The sequence below is a fragment of the Bradyrhizobium sp. CIR48 genome (assembly GCF_014198315.1).
GTDB lineage: Bacteria > Pseudomonadota > Alphaproteobacteria > Rhizobiales > Xanthobacteraceae > Bradyrhizobium.
In genome coordinates this window covers 491,649-510,406 of record NZ_JACIHG010000006.1, presented here as the reverse complement: position 1 = coordinate 510,406, position 18,758 = coordinate 491,649, and the positions used below count along the sequence as shown (strand labels likewise).

Genomic DNA, 18,758 nt, shown 5'->3' with positions numbered 1-18,758 from the left:
CTTGGTTATCAGCTCGGGCGGGCTTGCTGTCCGCTCCGTCTATTGGCGCTCGCAGGCGTTTCGTGTAGCGGCCCAGCCTCACACAAGCGCGGCAGAATGTGTCTTTGTGACCGCCGGCCCGACTGACTGTGCGGCACAACCACTGCCGCAGCCGCCGCATGGCCCGGGCGTCCGGCTCGACCGATCCCCATCGACCTCGCGATAGCGGACCGCAAGAAGCCCTCTGCACAAGGAGCTGTTGAACTCCATGTTGATACGCACGCCTCGCAACCGCTGCAGATACGAGACCATTTCGTGTCGCTTGATGGTGCATCCATCGTAGGTGACAAAGGCGCGATCGCCGGCGAGATTGGCGAGGTTCCGCTCGACCAGAAGCTCTCGATAACGCGGCTTCTGGCGGGCAATTTCCTCCGAGTCGAAGTTGATCGCGTCAAAGGTGCTCAGATCCATCCGGCAGATCGCCGGATCCTCATAACCCAGCCCTCGCAATGCCAGTATCATGGTCTCCTGGCGCCGCTCGAATGCCTTGCGGCGAAATTTCTCCCGCAGCTCGTCAAGCGACCCGCCGGCCGCGAAGTCCTTGAGTGCATCACCAAACGACATGCCCTCGCGGACACCCTTGTTGATCTCCTCGGCGACCATGTGATCCCGAAGCCGCGGACGGGCCTCGCGAACCCACGGCAGCGAGGATACCGCCCGGCGCATGTCATCGGCCATCAGGAAGGCGAAGTTCGCCGAACACCAATAGGTCGGCAGACGAAAGACGATCTCGACGCCGTCGTCATGATCGACGGAGACTTGCTCGACAAATCCGAGCTCGGTAACCGACTCGTCCAGCTCCGGATCCGTCACCATCGCAAGGCGCTCCCACACCTCGCCGGTCTTACGATCATGCTGATGTTGGAGCGCGCTCATGATGTCTACTCCGCCGCAGTCGCATGAACCTGCTGCGCAAGCTTCGCCTTCTGTGCCTCGACGTCGACGCCATAGAGGCGCGCCGCATTGAGGCCCAGAATCTTCCGCTTCGCCTGGGGAGTGAGGTCGACGCCGTGCTCCTGCTTCAGGTCTTCCGGCAGCTCGAAGTTCCAGAACTTCTCGACCAGCCAGCGAGGCGTCCAGATCGCGTAGTCGCTGCCGAAGAGAATCTTGTCCTCACCGACCCAGAACAGCAATTCGCTGATCACCTCGGCGAAGTAGCGCGGACGTCCGTGGATGAACGGCAGGGCCACCGCCAGGCCGCCATAGACGTTGGTCTCCTGCACGGCGATCCAGCAGAAATCGTCGAGTCGCGGCAGGCCGCAATGCTCGATGATGAAATTCAGCCCCTGGAAATCGGTCGCGGCATGGTCGACGTCGTGAACATCGAAGGCATCCTTGTCCAACGGAATGATCGTCGGCCCCTTGTGGACGTGGATGTTGGTGATCCCCAGCTTCTGGCAAAGCTCGAAGCAGCGATAGGCGTTGGGATCCGTAAGCTTCCACCCGCGCGAGTCGCCCTTCCACTCGGCCGTATAGAGCTTGACGCCCTTGATGCCGAACGTCTCCTTCATGTAGTGGATGTACTCGAGAGCCTTCTCGCCATCCCGCGGGTCGAAGGCGCCGTTGACGATGAAGCGGTCCTTGTACCTCTTCGCCATCTCGGCATTGCGATCGATGGTGTTGAACCCGTTCTTGTAGAACTCGGTCAGGTAGGTCGACTGAACGACGGCCATGTCGTCCGGACCATCGACGAACAGATCGTGGTACATCTGATCGGCACTGTATTTCTCGAACTGCTCCTTCGGCCAGAGCTTGTCCTTCGGACTGAGCGAGGTGTGATAAGCGTAGAAGCAGTCGATGAACTGCTTGCCGTGGATGTTGAGCTGGTTTGCCGGACTACCGTCCCAGAAATGGGTGTGGCCGTCGATAACGAAAACTTCCTCGCCGCTGGGAGTGATAAACATGGTGATCTCCAGGAATCCTTGGTTAGCTCTATTCGATCAATCGATGCGCAGTCGTCGCGCTGGAACGGTTCGAGAAGAGGTGGGGCCACGAAGCGGCCCCACCCAGTCAGGGAGAATGGAGCTCACTCGATGTATTCGAAGACCTCGTCCATGTTGCCGAACAGCGTCACCGTGTTGTCGTCGATGCGCACCATCCGGCCGTAGTGGGTCGAGGTATTCACCTCGAAGATCTCGGCCGTCATTTCCTTCCCTAGGATTTCGCTGATCTCGTCCATCTTGAAGATCAGCTTGCCCTCGCCGTCGATGCGGATCAGCGCGGGCTGGTAGGTCACGGTGACGTTCGGCTTCTTTCCCATGAACTCGGCAATGGCTCGCGCCTCGACGCTGTCGTTCATGGTGACGCCGCACTGATGGGAAATCGTTTGCTCGAAACGAAAATCTCCCATCTTCTGGAAGATATTCTGGTTGGTCGCAGACCTGGAGACGACGGACATTGCAATTTACTCCTTGGGAAGGGTGAGGCCGAGCTCGCCGAGAATCTTCTTGATGCGTTCGACCGACTGCGCACGGGCATCGGCGTATTGCACCGGCTTCGAGTGCGGTTGCGACCAGATCGGCTGAAGGCCGGCCGCCGCCTTGTTTGCCAGCGCCACATGCTTGTTCACCCAGCCCTGGAACAGCTTCTTGTTGTGGGCGGCATGCTGATTGTCGGTCACCAGGAGGTGCATCAGATCGATCGTGTTGGCGAGATTGCGCTCGTAATCCGCCTCCGCAGACGAAATCACCGGCGGCGTGATGAAATCGCCGTTCGACGAGGCCACCTGCATCAGGAAACCGCTGCGGAACAATTCGCCGACGAGTGGCTCGAACACGATGTTCGTGGCGAAGTACTGCTCGAGATAGTCGGGCGAACCCATGATCGATTCGATCGCTTCCCGGGTACCTTGCCAGCCCTTGTCTTCGAGCCAGGCGCGCTTGCCTGCCGCGTCGTCGAAGCCCGGAATGTCCATTCCGATTTCGGCCAGATAGAGCGTGATGTCCTGGGAAAGGCGGAGCTTGTACGACGAGTTGGTCAGCGTCGCGTTGTTGATCATCTGGGTGTAGCCGTAGCGCTGAGCCTGCATCAGCGACGTGCCGAGACCGAACTCGGCATGCTTCCAGGCGCCCAGATGGTTTTGCAGGATCTTGATCCAGGCCTTGTCGAAGCTCTTCGGTGCGCCGGACTTGCGGCCGTTGGCGATCACCGCCTGGACCATCGCCTCGATCCTGGACTGCCGCTGGTAGTGAGTGCGCTCCCACTCCTGGTCGGGGGCGCGGAAGGCGTGCCAGTTCGAGCTGAGCGCCGCCGTGTTGTCCTTGGTGTAGGCACCCTTCCCGTTCGGAAAGGCGATGATCCAGTCCTGCAACAGGTAGCGTTCCGGGTCGGGTTGGACGTCGACCGTCACGTCCTCGTAGTGCGTGGCTCGCTTGCTGCGCGGCTCGAAATACCGATATTTTCGGCTATCCGAGTCCGGGAACACCGCAGAGCCTGCTGCACCGGATTTGGCTGATTCAGTTTGAACGGCAGTCATGGTCGTCTTCCTCCTCCTGTTGTCGGGCCTTAAGATGGTTCGCTCGGCGGTCAAAGCCGCCCTAGTTGTTGGCTGGCGTAAACTTGTCGAAGAAGGTTCGGTCTGACTCGACGTCGTTCATCTGCAGTACCGGCGTCAACGCCTCGATCATCGGCGATGGTCCGCAAGCGTAAACGTCGACGTCTTCGCCATATCCGGCGCTACGAAGGTGCGATCCGACCGCTTCGTGCACGAAGCCCTTCGCTCCACTCCAGGCCGTATCGTCCGCTGCATGGGAAAGAACGGGGACGAAGGTGAACTCCGGATGGTTGGCTGCGAGCTCGGCGAAGCGATCGAGATAGAAAAGGTCGCCCTGCGTCCTGGCTCCGTAGAAGAAGCGCACCGGACGAACTTCCCCGGAGCTGATGTGATCATGCAGGATGGACCACAGCGGCGACATTCCGGATCCACCGCCGACCAGGATCATGGCTCCCGTTTTGTTTTCTCGTCGGAAGCATGTCCCGTAGGGTCCTTTGATTCCGACTTCGGTTCCGACGGCGAGATCTCCGTCGAGTCGTGAGGAGAAGCGCCCGTTGGGATACTTCTTGATGATGAACGCGAGTTTTTGGCTTTCGCCCGGCGAATTTGCCATGGAAAACGAGCGCGTAATCGTCTCTGGTCCCGGGAGCGTGATGTCGACATATTGACCCGCCCAGAACTTCAGAGGTTGCTCCAGTGTGATTTCGAGGCGGCGGATGTCATGGGTCAGCGCAGAGACGTTCGTAACGGTGCCCGTGAAATCCTTGACGGGAATCGATTTCGACAGCACTTCCTCGTCATAGTTGAGGAGCTCCACCTCCAGATCCGAGTACGCCAAGGTCCGACAGAGCAAAATGTAGTCCTGGCCACGCTCCATCTCGTTCAGGGCAAACGTCGAGTATTTCTTCAGCTCCACGTCCCCACCAGTAAGAACGCACTTGCACGCCGAGCACTGCCCCTCCTTGCAACCATGCGGCAGCGCGATCCCTTGACGAAACGCAGCGTCGAGAACCGTTTCGTTCTCCTCGACCTCGAACTCTATGCCTACCGGTTGCAGGCGAACGACATTAGCGGGCGCGCCCATAGGGGCCTCCTCAAACGAACGCTTTCATTTCTTCCGGGGAGCGATCTGGAAGGAGCCGGCCGCAGCCGGCCCCTTCCGTCTCACTTAGTTGCAGGGATTGATCGTGAATCCCTTGCGGTAGTCGGCAAGATGAGTCTCGCGGTCGACCGGGCTCATCTCCCGCAGCGTCTGCAGCGGGCTCTTGAGGATGTGGCCGCGGACATCGTCGAGCGTCCACATTTCCTTCTGGTCGAACCGCAGATGCGGCTGGGCGACCAGCGTCTTGCCATCCGTGCGCACGAAGCCGAGATCCTTGATGGCGTCGGCGATATCCACGTTGTGGTAGACGCTCTCCCACTCGCGACGGCCGCTGAACCGCCCCATCGCCGGGGTCGGACGACCCTGGTACTCGCCGGCGAAGGCTTCGACGGCCGTCCAGCGGTCGAGCTCATGGGCGAAAGTGTGCAGCCTGCCGTCGATCTCGTCGGTGACGATGTCCTCACGGATCAGGCACGGAACGAGGCACGACCAGCAACGATGCGGATAGACGTAGCCGACGTCGCTGTTGAACAGGATGTTGGTCTGGCCGCGATGCGACAGCTTCTCGTACCATTTCCAGAACTCGCCGAACTGCGCGTACCAGCCCGGATATTTGTGCTCGAACCACTCGAAGTCCTTGTCGGTCTGGGCCTCGATGCGCCAGAAGTTCGCCGACCAGCCGACCGCAAAGAATTGCGCGACCTTGTGGACGTAGTGCTTCTCGGTCAGCCGCTTCCAGGCGGTCTGCACGTCGTCATGATGGATCTTGATGCCGTACTTCTCGAGGGGCAGCATATAGGTCCGGTAATAGTCCTCGAAGATCCAGCGGTGCCACATCTCCGCGTACGACTCCTTGTTCTTGTCGCGGTTCGTGGTGCCGTATTCGATGAACGTCCCGATCGCCGCGTCGACGATGGCATGGTTCTGCCAGAAGGCATACCGCATGTCGCGTTCGAGCAGCAGGTGGTTCTCCGGCTCCTTCAGCATCGACATCAACATCGAGTGGCCGTTGCCGATATGGCGGCTCTCGTCCGACTGAACCGAAAGGAACACGGTTGGCAGCGCATAGTCGCCGTTACGCGCCGCCTCCGACGGCATGGCGACGAACAGCGTGTTGGTGAACGCCGTCTCGGCGACGACGGTCAGGTAGACGTTCGCCGACGTGATGGCGTCACCGGTGATGAAGCCTTCACCGAACTGGCGACCGATCGTGGTGGCGTAGCACTTGCCGAACGCCTCCTCCGTTATATCGAAACCGGCCGGGTCGATGTAATTCTCCATGTACCATTTCTTCAGGTTCATCTGGATGGTCGAGTGACGGAATTCGTCGACCATCTGCATGGTGAAGCCAGTACGGAGATCTTCGCCGGGTGCAAGGCGTCCGACCATGGCCATGGACCGCGCGGCGGAGATTTCCGGGAACGGGATGATCGCCAGGAACAGCTTCATCCACTCGACCCAACGTGGCTCGACGTTGCGGAACATGTCGCCGCGAAGCGCGGCATCGAGGGCGCCGTAGACGCGGTTGTCCTTTTCCTCCTGCATCGGGAAATAGGAGCGAAGGACCTGCTTCATCGGATCCTTCGGCGCCTTCGTGATCTTGTAGTCGGTGGGGAAGGTCATCGCTTCCTGGACGTAGGACGGATTCCATCCGAGATCTGCAATCTTCTTTGCAGCCTCACCGACAGAAATGCCGCGCTGGGCGGTGATCTTGTTGAGTGTTAGCGTTCCAGACATTTCGTCTTTCCTCCTGATCGGGTCAGAAACCACATCGATATTCCGCCTGCCTGGACCTTCGCGGACCGAGCAGTGCTTACCCGTGCGTTACGGGCCACCTCGCGACCGTTTGCACGGCCGGACGTTTGATATCGGCAAGGGTCTCAGGATGACTGTGGAACGCCTCAGGGATGATCAGGAGCGATCTTCGGACCCAGCCGTCTTCCGATCGCAATTGAGTCAGCCCGCGCGAGGTTCGCCCTCAGCTTGACATCCCCTTCCCTCGTTCTTTTCGCGGCTCGCCCCGGACGGAGCAGTCAGCGTTGTTGTGCCAAACAGCTTTGCAATGGGCGTGCCAGCGCTCTCCTGCCCCGCCAAATCGATTTCTGACTGCCGGAAGTGAGGATCAGCACTGACGGAGACGTCGCGGCTCCCGGTTGGCGACCCGCGGAAATGCAAACTGCGACAAGAGTTGCAAAATGAGAATCGGAGCAACGCGGAGACCGGCACTTCGCGGCGCAATGTTTGCGCTGCAGCAGCGCCAGAATTTCCCCTGGCAATACGTTGGGCGCTTTGGGAATTGAACACAGCTCCTCGATGCGACAGACTCTTTCGCGTTGAAGGCCGCGCATTGCCGAGACCGGCTCGTTGCCCGCCCACTTGGACTAGCGATAGCCCTCGAAACCGGCCGCCTGGTTTGATCGCCGGACCTTCTCGATCCAGCGTTCCGTATACTGGGCGTAGCAATCATGATCGCAGAAAGGGAGCCCGGTGCTCACTTCTCTCAGATAGTGAGCGTGAATGGGCTCTGAGCAAGACATGCAGAACGTCTTCAGCCACGGTGTTCTGCCATTGACGAGGACGAACCTCATACGGCGATCCTAAGCGATCATATCGATATGAGATTGACAACGATGCAAATTGAGACGATGGCGCACAATGAGACTCCGGAGATCAGACCACTGTCCATTTTTGCGGTGTTTGCACTGCGATATGAGCTTGCGTGAGCCCGATCTGATTGGACTGCTGCAGCAGCGCGTGAGCATGACGATGGCCGCTCGCTCGATCCATCGCGAGGAAATGCATGCTCGCGATGGATGATGCAGCTATCCTTCAAGGGATTAACACGGCCCGTCCATGAATTTTGCCGGCATTGAGATCGTGCAAGGCCTTATTGGCGTCCGCAAGGCGATACTCGGCCGTGGCAAGCTCAACCAGACCTCGGTCCGCAAGAGCCATCAGCTCGGTTAGTTCGGCCCATGTGCCGACCAGATTTCCGATAATGTTTTTCTCGGTTATCACCATGTCGACTGTCGGCACCCGAATGTCCTCGCCGTAACCGACGACGTAGTAGCTGCCCATCGGACGGGTCATTGCCAAGCCCTTCGACGTCGTGCCCTTCTCGCCGACGAAGTCGATCACTGCTTCCGCACCGTTTCCACCGGTCAGGCCCAGAACGGCTTCCACTTCGTTGCCGTCAGCTTTCACGAGATGATCGGTGCCCGATTTTTCGGCCAGTTTCAGCGATGCTTCGGACTTGTCGACGACAATAATGTCGGCCGCACACATCGCTTTGAGGCACTGGATTCCGATGTGGCCCAACCCTCCCGCACCGATAACAACGCAAGATTCGCCTGGCAAAAGGTGACGCGTGGCCTTCTTGACAGCGCGATAGGCGGTGAGGCCTGCATCAGCGTATGGCGCGACATCCTTTGGCGCCAAAGTCCGTGGCAGCGGGACGATGTTGCGTTCTGAGGTGCAAAGGAACTCTGCGTAGCCGCCATTGCAATCGAGGCCTGGGAACGTTCCAGGACCGTGCATGTCGAATCCTCGGCGACAGGCGAGACACGTCCCGCCGCTGATCTTCGGATGGACGATGACAGGATCGCCCTTCTTTAGTCCCTCGACTTCCTTGCCAACCTCTTCGATCCAGCCTGCATTTTCGTGCCCCATAATGAGGGGAAGCAGCTTGTCACCGCTCGGATCCATGTGCGGCTTCCACACGCCTTCGACGATGTGAAGGTCGGTTCGGCATACGCCCGCACCACCGATGCGGACGATGACGTCCGTTGATTTTGTCAGCTTCGGATCAGGCACCTTCTCTTCCCCGACCCAAAGGTCGTTGGACAGTTTCTCGTCGTAGGCTCTCAATACTTGGGCTCTCATTTTCTCCTCCGTGCCCCCGGCGAACTTCGGTGCGCCGTCGGGTCATTCGAGCCTCAGCATTTTTTGTGCCAGTAGATTTATGTCGCGGCGCCAACAGCCATTGTCCGAGCCGCGGGTGGACTTTGCTGCGCGGTTGTTTCATCATGGATGAACAGTGACGTCCGCGCTGCAACGCAGAAAGGCTGTTGGCGCGCGGCCGATGGTTATACCCTCCTGTTCGGGACGTCGGGCCCGCTCGCCATCAATGTGAGCCTGATTGCCTGCGCATCGAGAATCGATTTGATCGAGCTGTCATTCATGGCGGCTACGAAGGCCGCATTGAGCTTCGCGATGACGTAGACGTCGAAAACGTTATTGCCGCTGCAATAGACGCCGATGATGGTGAATGATGAGGGGGAAAGGATGCGCCATCGCGGGCATGGACAACGCAATGGTCGACGCAAGAACGGATCGGCGGAGGCGTTCGGTGCGACGGCGACTTCATTAACACGGCGCTGGTGGAAGCGGCTCTGATCAAATCGGGCCTCCTCTCCGACGTTTTCGTCTACGGCGTCGCGACGCCACGAAATGATGCCGGCGAGAAGACCCTGGTCGCAGCGGTGTCCCGCGCCCCCGAGATTTTTCAGATTGTCGTGGACCGCCTCGGTGAGCTTTCGCGCGAGAAGGCCGGAACCTACTCCCAAGCCACACGATCGAGATCGATGCTCCGCTCGATGCCATCCACCCCCGCGGGAGTGTGACTGTACGCCTCCATCGCGGCGAAACCGAGCTCGACAGCTTCCAGACGACCGCCGCAATCGAAACAGGCCTTGAGTGCGAGATCCTCCGTGCCGGCGGCCTACTGCCTCTGATCCTACAAGGCACTCTAGGCTCGTGAATATTTGCAGGCCATGGCGTCAAGCATCGGGGCGTTTGGACGCTGGCCAACTATGGTTCGCCTTGGCCCTTGGTTGCATGCACACGGAAAGGTCGGCACACCGCCATCGTCGGCAATCATTGCATGCGGCTGGTGTTCTCGGCGGGTAAGCCGGCGCGGCAATGCCCTTTTGGGCGCACGTTTTGGCGTTCAGGCGGCGCTGATGCTGCAGGCTCGGTTTGTCGACGATGTTCAGGGCACTAAAGACATAGCCACGTTTGTCGAGGACAGATTTTCTTTGATCTCCCGGTGCACACGTGGCGCACACGGCGCCATCTAACCAATTGAAAAACCTGGCCTCTCGCTCCAATCCATCATGAGCCCATTTGAGCTAGCTACAGCCAAAGCAATTCAAGCCGATCAAACGCGGTCCTTCGCATCTGCCTCGATGAATCTGGAACCATGCTGCAGCGCGACGGCGTCTTGTTTTCATGAAGACGGCAGCCTATTCCGACAGATATACATGTCGATCGGCGCTGGGTTCGCTCCACATTCCAGAATCGCGCAAGAACCCATCGAGGTATTAGGACTTGCCGAACATCAATCTCAAGCTGCTCCACACCTTCCTCCTCGCCGCCGAGCACGAAAGCTTCCGCAAGGCTGCAGAAGAGTCCAACCGGTCTCCTTCTGCGGTGAGCATGCAGGTCCGCGACCTGGAGGAGCAGATCGGCGTTCTTCTGTTTCGCAGAACGCCGCAAAAGGTGCTGCTCACCGCCGAGGGTCGAATCCTGTTTGAACAGGCAAAGCGCGCGCTTCAGGAAGTCCAGTCTGGGCTCGATCAGCTGACGGAATCAGCTCAGTCTCGCAGCCGTCACATTCGAATGGCCTGCGTTCCGACGCTGGCGTCCGGATGGCTTCCTAACATCCTTGCAACGTTCAAGGTCCGTCATCCGCGAAGCCAGGTGCAGCTCATGGAGATCTCCACCGGGCCCATGCTCGAGTTGCTGAAGCGGCAGGATGTCGAGTTCGGCATTGGTCCGGAGGTCCCCGACATGGGAGACTATGAGTTCGAGCCAATCCTTGAGGATCCCCTTGTTGCCTGCGTACCAGCAGTGTTCGACGAGGGCCAATCGAGCACCAGCTTCGCCGATCTGGTCGAAAAGCCGGTCATCCTGTTGTCGAAAACGACCGCGGTTCGAGGATTGATCGACGAGACGCTGGAGACGCTTGGCGTCCGCCTCGACGTGCAATTCGAAGTCCAGGCCGCCACGACGGCACTCGCCCTCGCAGCGTCCGGCCTCGGCATCGCAATCGTACCGCGGGTCGCGCTGGTTCAGGCCGGCGTTCAGCAATTTCGGGTAGTCCCGATCTCCGATTACGTCAAGCTTCGCCGGATCGGCTTGATCACCACGCGCGGCCCAGCTCGGCGTCCGAACACCGAGCAACTGATATCATTGATCCGTTCGAGTCTGGCTCAGCTTCGCTGACCGCACTCAGAGCAACTTCAGAAGTGTATCGACAACTTGATTGGTCGTCGCATTGCCGCCGATGTCGCGCGTCCTCAGCGTAGCGTCTTCCAACCCGGCGCGTACGGCAGCTTCGATCCTGTCGGCCCCAAGCCGCAGCCGGCTGTCCCGATAGCGCTGATCCAGACGCCTCAGCATCAGAATCGACGCCAGGATGGTCCCATAGGGATTGGCAAGTCCCTTCCCGGCGATGTCCGGCGCCGAGCCATGCGAGGCCTGAAAGAAACCGATCCCGTCCCCAACCTCTTCCGATGGCGCCATGCCCATGCCGCCGACAGTCGCCGCACCGAGATCCGAAATGATGTCGCCGAACATGTTCTCGGTGACGATCACGTCGAAGTGCGACGGCTTGTTGACGAGATGAACCGTCATCGCATCGACGAGGACGTGCTCGGATTCGATGTCGGGATAGTCCTTGGCGACTTCGTCGAAGACGGCGCGGAAGAACGCATAGGTGCGCAACACGTTGGCCTTGTCGCAGCACGTTACGCGGCGCCGTCCGTCCTTCGGCGAACCGTTTCGCGTCCTGGCAAGCTCGAAAGCGAACCGGACGATTCGCTCGATACCCTTTCGGGTCTGGACCAGCGTATCGACCGCAACTTCCTCTCGCAGCAGCGCACCCGCACCGCGCGCAGCGTACAGTCCCTCGCTGTTCTCCCTGACGATGACATAGTCGATCGACCCTGGACGCCCGAGCGGAGACGGTACCCCCTTGTAGAGCTTGATGGGCCGCACGTTGGCAAACAGATCCAACTTGAAGCGGAGCGTCAACGTGAAATCCAGCCCGGCTTCGGTGCCGTCCCGGTGAACCACACCGGGAATGCCGGCCGCCCCGTGGAGAATGGCGTCCGCCGCGCGACAGCCCTCGAACGAGGCCACCGGAAAGGAGTCTCCCGTTTCGAGAAAGTGAGTGGCGCCCGCCGGGTATTCCACGAACTGGAGCGTACCGGTCTGGACCCCGGCTTGCAGCACCGCAACCGCCGCACGACCAACCTCGGGTCCAATTCCGTCGCCATGCACGACGGCAATCTTGTAAGTGTCCTTCATGATACTCGCTCGATAAATCTGATCGCGTGGTGATAGCGTCGCTTCCCTCGCGGCAGGATATGCACGGCGTCGCATATTCTGCCGCTGCTCGTCGGATGATTCGTTCGGCACAGCAATTGCCACGACCGGCCGCGAGCTGGACGAATGTCCGGCTCAGTCCAGCTTGATCCAGACCCCCTTCGTGTTCAGGTATTCATCAAGCTGCTCGGTACCGCCCTCACGGCCATAGCCGCTCATCTTGTAGCCGCCGAACGGCAACGCGGGATCGATGGCGTGATAGGTGTTCACCCAAACCGATCCTGCACGCAGGCTCCGCGAGAGGACGTGCGCCTTGCTGACGTCGCGCGTGAAGACACCCGCCGCAAGCCCGTACGGCGTCGCATTGGCTCGGTCCACGGCCTCATCCAGCGTATCGAACGGCAGGGCGGAGATGACGGGACCAAAGATCTCGTCGCGGGCAATCTGCATGTTGTCCGAGACGCCGGCGAAGACAGTCGGCTCGACGAAGTTACCCTTCGCGAAACTCCCCTCTCTCAGTCTCCGGCCTCCGGTCACGACCTTGGCGCCTTCGTCGCGTCCGCTGTTCAGGAAGCCTTCGACCTTGTCGAGCTGCCGCTCGGAAACGAGAGGTCCGATCTCCGTCGTGGGATCAGCTCCATCACCGATTTTCAGGGCCGAGGCAAATTTCCCCAGCCGCTCGACCAACTCATCATGGATCTTCCGCTCGACGAACAGCCGGGAGCCCGCAATGCAGATCTGGCCCGAATTGGCAAAGGCGGCCATCGCGGCGATCGGCACGGCCTTGTCGAGGTCGGCATCGGCGCAGACAATGACCGGCGACTTTCCGCCAAGCTCGAGCGAGACCCGCTTGAGGTTGCCGGCCGACGCACGAATGATCGCCTGGCCGGTGGCCGTGGATCCGGTGAAGACAATCTTGTCGACACCGGGATGTTCGGCCAGAGGCGCACCGGCCTCCGAGCCGGTCCCGGTTACGACGTTGACGACGCCGGGAGGTACACCTGCCTCATTCATCAGATCTGCGATCAAGAGCGGCGTCAGCGGTGCCTCTTCGGAAGGCTTGAGCACGATGGTGCATCCGGTCGCGAGCGCAGGCCCGATCTTCCAGACCGACGCAGCCGTTGGGGCGTTCCAGGGAATGATCGCGCCGACGACGCCGACGGGCTCCTTCCGTGTGAACGAGACGATGTCGCCCGGAAGCGAATTGTCGATCGTCTGCCCATGAATCGCGGTCGCCATGCCGGCGTAGTACCTGAGCATGCCGAGCACGCGAAGCTTGTTCGCCCGCGTCCTGACGATCGGCATGCCCATGTCGGCCGTGTCGGACCGGCTGATCTCCTCCCAATGCTTCTCGAACAGATCGGCAATACGCAGAAGCAGAGCCTGTCGCTCGAACGGCTTGAAGCGGCTCCATGGTCCCACGAAGGCGCGACGGGCAGCGGCGACGGCGATGTCGATGTCGCCGGCATCTCCACGCGGGACACGACCGATCACCTCACCGGTCGCAGGGTTGCGCGTCTCGAAGACCTGCCCCGAGCGGGCCTCGACCCACGCGCCATCGACGAACATCTTGCGAGTTCGACCGTCTACGGGAAATCGGATATCAGTCTTTGTCATTGGGTCAGTCTTCCCTGTCTCAACACTCATTCTCTCTAGGCCGCTGGTTTCGTCTTCCGAAGGAGCCGAGCCAGGTCGGAAATGTAGGCTTGACCATGGCCGCTCTCGACCACGGCCGCGATGGCAGTGCCGACACCGTCTGCGATCGCTTTGGATGCTCCGGAATTGCTCGCCATCGTCTGGTAGTAGGAGATATCCTTTAGCGCATTATCGATAAAGAACGGGACCGCGCCGGCGTCGGCCGTCGCAATTGCCGGGGCCATGCGCTGAAGCGCAACGCCGGCCCCTCCGCCCTTGGCGAGAACATCGACGAAGATTGCCGGATCGATGCCCGCATCGGCAGCGTGTGCGGCAGCTTCGCCGAGCAGCGCCATGAATCCGATCGACACGTAATTATGGAGCAGCTTGAGCCGATGGCCAAAACCCACCGAGCCGACATGCTCCACACCCTCTGTGAAAGAGGCAAGAACTGCGCGGACGCTGCGAAGATCGGCTTCCTCGCCGCCAACCAGAAGGTTCAGCGTTCCCTCTTCCGCGTGCCTGGCGGTGCGCGTCATGGGCGCATCGAGGAAGTGTCCACCCGCGGCCTGGACGGCGGCAGCCATTCGCACCGTCGATTCCGGCAGCGCCGTCGAACAGTCGACAATGATGGTCCCTTTGCGGAGGCGAGATAGAACGCCCGTCGTGCCGGTGAGGATCGCTTCGACCTGGGGGGAACCCGTCACGCAGAGGATGATGACATCCGAAGCGTCCGCGACGTCGCGAGGAGACTTGCAGGCCGACGCCCCGAGCCCGATGAGATCGTCCATCGGCTGATTGCCCGGATGGTCGAGAAAGGCCAGAGGAAAGCCGCCCCGCACGAGGACGTTCTTCGCGATTCCATGGCCCATCAGGCCGACGCCGATAATTCCGACTCTCAGCATGGTCATCTCATTCATCGCACATGCAGGCCTCTGGTGAACGGCGGCGTGCATGATCTGCTGCTCGGTCGCCTGGATCTCCACGGCGGTCTTCCCGCGCTTGGCGACCACGATCCGATCCGAGAGCGCGAGAACTTCCGGCAGATAAGAGCGCGGATCACGGCGACAACAGCCGAGCCCGCATCCGCAGATGCTCCGCACGGCTCATTGTTCGGCGCAACGTTGCGGGCACCGCCCCATGGCGCGTTACCGGATCTGAAGACCGGTGCGAGCCGTGCTCTTGCGCTGGATGGGCCGCTTGCAACCATCGTTTCCTCGCCTGCGACAGGCTTCCTTTTTGGTGGCGCAAGATGAGCGGCGTCTCCCGGTGCCATGCAAGGCGCTTTTTCTGACCCCCCGTTTGGTTTTTCTGATCTGCCGGCGTTACCCCTGGGGCCGGAAAAACCCACGGGATTACTTCCGTCATGCCGACGGGCGTCGACGATCCAACGAGGGCCGCAGTGTCATCCGGACATCGGCCCGTGAGAAAAACTGACACCCCGTTCAGAATTACTGCGCTACGCCGGCATTGCTTCAGCACTCTGCCGAGAATTAGATCCACACGTAGCAATCATAACGAAGCCAAGTCGACTTGGCGGACAGACGGGGAAACTACGATGAGTCAGACCACCACCTATGCCGGTGCCGCCGGCGCCGCCAAGTCGGAGATAGAGACTTCGACCATTCGCGCCATCTCCTGGCGTCTGATCCCGTTCCTGGTGCTGGCCTACTTCTTCTCCTATCTCGACCGCGTCAATCTCGGCTTTGCCGCGCTGACCATGAATGCGGATCTGAAATTCTCGCCGCTGGTGTTCGCTTGTGGCGCCGGCATCTTCTTCATCGGCTATTTCATCTTCGAGGTGCCGAGCAACCTCGCCCTGGAAAAATTCGGCGCCAGCCGCTGGATCGCCCGTATCATGGTGACCTGGGGCATCATCTCGGCGCTGATGGCGACGGTCAGCGGCGAGACCAGCTTCTACGTTCTGCGCTTTCTGCTCGGGGTCGCCGAGGCCGGTTTCTTCCCGGGCATCATCCTCTATCTCACCTATTGGTACCCGGCCGAGTACCGCGGCCGCTTCATCGCGGCTTTTGCCATCGCAGTCCCCGTGTCCACCGTGATCGGCGCGCCGATCTCAGGCCTGCTGCTCGGGCTCGACGGCCTCATGGGATTGAAGGGCTGGCATTGGCTCTTCATCATCGAGGGCCTTCCATCGGTGCTGCTCGGCATCGTCACCTGGTTCTATCTCACCGACCGGCCGGAGAAGGCGGATTGGCTCTCGGCCGAACAGAGGGCCTGGCTCAAGGCCAAGCTCGATTCTGAGGTTGCGGCCAAGAAGGCGGTCAAGCACCTGTCGCTCGGCGAAGCGCTGTCCTCGCCAAAGGTGATCGCGCTGAGCGCGATCTATTTCGGCTTCGTCGGCGCGCTCTACGGCATGCAGTTCTGGCTGCCGCAGATCGTCAGGGCGTTCGGGTTGACCAACGCCCAGACCGGCTTCGTCACCGCGATCCCGTATCTGTTCGGCACCATCGCGATGATCCTGTGGGCGCGGCATTCGGATGCCACCCGTGAGCGCGTGATGCATGTCGGCGCGCCGCTGATCCTGACCGCAATTGCGCTCGCCGTTTCCTCCTATCTCACCGATCCCACCATGACGATGGTGGCGCTGACGGTGGCTGCTGTCGGCGTATTCTGCTGCTTTGGAGTGTTCTGGACCCTGCCGACAGCCTGGCTTTCGGGAACGGCGGCGGCCGGCGCGATCGCGCTGATCAACTCGATCGGCAATCTCGCCGGCTTTGGCGGTCCTTATCTGATCGGCTGGGTCAAGGAAGCGACAGGGCAAACCTCGACAGGGCTGCTCGTGCTCGCGATCCTGCCCTTGATCGCCGGCATCCTGGTCTTCGTCGGCGGGCACGAGAGCAAGCACGAGTTCGCCGAGCCGGGGCGGTAAGCCTTTCCAGCGTTGCCCCGGCAAATGCGAGGCGGCCCATGCCCCAACTTGGGGTATGGGCGTCAGAAGCGATAAGGCGCGACGGAGTGCCCTGATCCTTTACTAGACCTGGACCGAGGTCAGCTTCTTCAGGCAGCGCAGCGCAAACGACGACCGGCTGTGGCGGATGCCAGGAATGCGATAGAGCTTTTCGCGCAGGAAGCGTTCATAGCCGGCGGTGCTTTCGACCGCGACCTTCACGATGTAATCGTAATCGCCGGTGGTGAGATAGGCCTCGATCACCTCCGGCAAATTCGTAAGCAATTGGCCAAAGCGCTCGAGCATCTCCTCGTCGTGGCGGTCGAGCGTCAGCTCTATGATGACCGTTTCGGGCAGGCCAAGCTTGTCCTGATTGAGCAGCGCGACGTAGCCATCGATATAGCCCTGCGTCTCCAAACGCTTCAGCCTGTTCCAGCATGGCGTGGTGGAGAGCCCGATTCTGTCGGCGAGTTGCGCCGTCGTCAGGCGCGCATCCTGCTGCAAGGCACGCAGGATCTTGCGATCGATCTCGTCGAGCCGAAGTGCATCCTTGCGCGGAGCTTTGACAGGCCCTCTGGCACGTCCGACCGATGCCATACCAAGAATCCTATTCTCGCTTTGCTACTCATATTTGGAAAATTCTTACCGCATTTTTAGACTACACCCAGATCAAAAGAACGACAATCCTGGCTTTTGCCAGTACGATGTGCTTACCAAAATGAGACGCATGCGGTGTTTGTTCTCGAACTGCAGACCAGCAATATGCACGCCGCACTCGGCCGCCTGCTCGACCAGACCCGTGTCGCAGGGCTGCCGCTTGCTGCTCTCAGTGCGCGGGCGGATGCGGATGCCTGCCGCATCTCGGCTTCCATAGACATCAATGACCGCGACGTCATCGACCGGCTCGTTCGGCGCGTTGGTGCGTTATTCTGCGTCGATGCAATCGAGGTGAGAGGTGAAAGCCAATGCCCGACCCCAACCTCATCCGTGACATGATCCCGCAAGACGGGGCGGCTCCATCCGCCGAGCATCCGCCACTGAGGCTGCACGTGCCGGAGCCCGCGGTTCGCCCGGGTGGCACGCCCGATTTCTCCAACATCCGCATTCCGCGCGCAGGCCATGTCAATCGTCCCGACGTCGACGTGGATGCCGAGACGATTCGTGATCTCGCCTTCTCGGTTATCCGCGTGCTCAATCGCGACGGCGAGGCCGTCGGTCCCTGGGCAGGTGCGCTCTCCGACAACGAACTGCTCGAGGGCCTGCGTCACATGATGACGCTGCGTGCGTTCGATGCGCGCATGCAGATGGCGCAGCGTCAGGGCAAGACCTCGTTCTATATGCAGCACATGGGCGAAGAGGCCGTGAGCTGCGCCTTCCGCAAGGCGCTCAATCCGGGGGACATGAATTTTCCGACCTATCGCCAGGCCGGGCTTTTGATCGCCGGCGGCTACTCCCTGGTCGAGATGGCCTGCCAGATCTATTCCAACACACACGATCCCCTGAAGGGGCGCCAGCTGCCCGTGATGTATTCCTCAAGGGAGCACGGCTTCTTCACGATCTCGGGAAATCTTGCCACCCAATACATTCAGGCGGTCGGCTGGGCGATGGCCTCGGCGATCAAGAACGACACGAAGATCGCGGTCGCCTGGATCGGCGATGGCGCAACGGCCGAATCCGACTTCCACGCGGCCCTCGTGTTCGCTTCGACCTATCGCGCGCCGGTCGTACTCAACATCGTCAACAATCAATGGGCCATCTCGACCTTCCAGGGCATCGCGCGAGGTGGCTCCGGCACGTTCGCGGCGCGCGGCCTCGGTTTCGGCATTCCGGCTCTACGCGTCGACGGCAACGACTACCTCGCCGTCCACGCCGTCGCGAAATGGGCATGCGAGCGTGCACGCCGCAATCTTGGCCCGACCCTGATCGAGCACGTGACCTATCGCGTCGGCGCGCACTCCACCTCGGACGATCCCGCGGGCTATCGGCCGAAGACGGAGTCCGAAGCGTGGCCACTCGGAGATCCCGTGATCAGGCTGAAGAACCATTTGATCGTGCGCGGCGCCTGGTCGGAGGAGCGGCACAAGCAGGCCGAAGCGGAGATCATGGACACAGTGATCGCGGCGCAGAAGGAGGCCGAGGGCTACGGCACGCTGCATTCACCTCAGCATGCCTCGGCGCGTGACATGTTCGAAGGCGTGTTCTCGGAGATGCCGCCGCACCTGCGACGGCAACGCCAGGAAGCGGGAGTCTGA

General features: G+C 60.6%; 16 protein-coding genes. 4 read left to right on the top strand and 12 right to left on the bottom strand.

The features are described 5' to 3' along the window. Nucleotides 1-78: 78 nt before the first annotated feature. From GGD66_RS21355 to GGD66_RS21320, 8 genes are all read right to left on the bottom strand, one after another. The gene (locus GGD66_RS21355; protein ID WP_183258905.1) at nucleotides 79-915 is read right to left on the bottom strand and encodes a metal-sulfur cluster assembly factor; all 837 of its coding nucleotides are present in this window, start codon (nucleotides 913-915) and stop codon (nucleotides 79-81) included. Nucleotides 916-920: 5 nt separating this feature from the next. Further along, nucleotides 921-1,943 (bottom strand): amidohydrolase family protein, encoded by a 1,023-nt coding sequence (locus tag GGD66_RS21350; RefSeq protein ID WP_092252091.1) that lies wholly within the window; start codon nucleotides 1,941-1,943, stop codon nucleotides 921-923. Nucleotides 1,944-2,065: 122 nt separating this feature from the next. Then, nucleotides 2,066-2,437: an MmoB/DmpM family protein gene (locus GGD66_RS21345; RefSeq protein WP_183258904.1), complete on the bottom strand. Its 372-nt coding sequence runs from the start codon at nucleotides 2,435-2,437 to the stop codon at nucleotides 2,066-2,068. Between the two features lie 6 nt (nucleotides 2,438-2,443). Next, nucleotides 2,444-3,514, bottom strand: a complete 1,071-nt coding sequence (locus tag GGD66_RS21340) for an aromatic/alkene monooxygenase hydroxylase subunit beta (protein WP_092252089.1) — start codon at nucleotides 3,512-3,514, stop codon at nucleotides 2,444-2,446. Nucleotides 3,515-3,575: 61 nt separating this feature from the next. Next, a complete protein-coding gene (locus GGD66_RS21335) occupies nucleotides 3,576-4,616 on the bottom strand; it encodes a 2Fe-2S iron-sulfur cluster-binding protein (RefSeq protein WP_092252087.1) in 1,041 nt (346 codons plus the stop codon). Between the two features lie 84 nt (nucleotides 4,617-4,700). Next, nucleotides 4,701-6,371, bottom strand: a complete 1,671-nt coding sequence (locus tag GGD66_RS21330) for an aromatic/alkene/methane monooxygenase hydroxylase/oxygenase subunit alpha (protein WP_183258903.1) — start codon at nucleotides 6,369-6,371, stop codon at nucleotides 4,701-4,703. 1,092 nt (nucleotides 6,372-7,463) lie between these two features. Beyond that, nucleotides 7,464-8,516, bottom strand: a complete 1,053-nt coding sequence (locus tag GGD66_RS21325) for an NAD(P)-dependent alcohol dehydrogenase (RefSeq protein ID WP_183258902.1) — start codon at nucleotides 8,514-8,516, stop codon at nucleotides 7,464-7,466. 203 nt (nucleotides 8,517-8,719) lie between these two features. Next, nucleotides 8,720-9,199: a hypothetical protein gene (locus tag GGD66_RS21320; RefSeq protein WP_183258901.1), complete on the bottom strand. Its 480-nt coding sequence runs from the start codon at nucleotides 9,197-9,199 to the stop codon at nucleotides 8,720-8,722. 763 nt (nucleotides 9,200-9,962) lie between these two features. On the opposite strand from GGD66_RS21320, the gene GGD66_RS21315 reads away from it, so the two are divergent. Then, nucleotides 9,963-10,859: a LysR family transcriptional regulator gene (locus GGD66_RS21315; protein WP_183258900.1), complete on the top strand. Its 897-nt coding sequence runs from the start codon at nucleotides 9,963-9,965 to the stop codon at nucleotides 10,857-10,859. Between the two features lie 6 nt (nucleotides 10,860-10,865). Here GGD66_RS21315 and GGD66_RS21310 read toward each other — a convergent pair whose 3' ends face one another. The 3 genes from GGD66_RS21310 to GGD66_RS21300 all read right to left on the bottom strand — a co-directional run bounded on the left by GGD66_RS21310 (nucleotide 10,866) and on the right by GGD66_RS21300 (nucleotide 14,611). Then, a complete protein-coding gene (locus GGD66_RS21310) occupies nucleotides 10,866-11,945 on the bottom strand; it encodes an isocitrate/isopropylmalate dehydrogenase family protein (RefSeq protein ID WP_183258899.1) in 1,080 nt (359 codons plus the stop codon). A gap of 153 nt (nucleotides 11,946-12,098) precedes the next feature. After that, nucleotides 12,099-13,580 (bottom strand): aldehyde dehydrogenase, encoded by a 1,482-nt coding sequence (locus tag GGD66_RS21305; RefSeq protein WP_092252077.1) that lies wholly within the window; start codon nucleotides 13,578-13,580, stop codon nucleotides 12,099-12,101. 35 nt (nucleotides 13,581-13,615) lie between these two features. Continuing rightward, on the bottom strand, nucleotides 13,616-14,611 hold the full coding sequence (locus GGD66_RS21300; RefSeq protein ID WP_312014164.1) for an NAD(P)-dependent oxidoreductase: 996 nt from the start codon (nucleotides 14,609-14,611) through the stop codon (nucleotides 13,616-13,618). 545 nt (nucleotides 14,612-15,156) lie between these two features. Here GGD66_RS21300 and GGD66_RS21295 point away from each other — a divergent pair. Beyond that, the gene (locus tag GGD66_RS21295; RefSeq protein ID WP_183258898.1) at nucleotides 15,157-16,488 is read left to right on the top strand and encodes an MFS transporter; all 1,332 of its coding nucleotides are present in this window, start codon (nucleotides 15,157-15,159) and stop codon (nucleotides 16,486-16,488) included. A 102-nt stretch (nucleotides 16,489-16,590) separates the two neighbouring features. Here the strand turns inward: GGD66_RS21295 and GGD66_RS21290 are convergent, their stop codons facing one another. Further along, on the bottom strand, nucleotides 16,591-17,103 hold the full coding sequence (locus GGD66_RS21290; protein ID WP_183258897.1) for an Lrp/AsnC family transcriptional regulator: 513 nt from the start codon (nucleotides 17,101-17,103) through the stop codon (nucleotides 16,591-16,593). 135 nt (nucleotides 17,104-17,238) lie between these two features. On the opposite strand from GGD66_RS21290, the gene GGD66_RS21285 reads away from it, so the two are divergent. Further along, complete coding sequence (locus tag GGD66_RS21285; protein WP_157644358.1) at nucleotides 17,239-17,502, top strand: hypothetical protein; 264 nt, start codon at nucleotides 17,239-17,241, stop codon at nucleotides 17,500-17,502. Continuing rightward, nucleotides 17,499-18,758: a 3-methyl-2-oxobutanoate dehydrogenase (2-methylpropanoyl-transferring) subunit alpha gene (locus GGD66_RS21280; RefSeq protein WP_092252995.1), complete on the top strand. Its 1,260-nt coding sequence runs from the start codon at nucleotides 17,499-17,501 to the stop codon at nucleotides 18,756-18,758. The genes GGD66_RS21285 and GGD66_RS21280 overlap by 4 nt, the downstream gene beginning before the upstream one ends.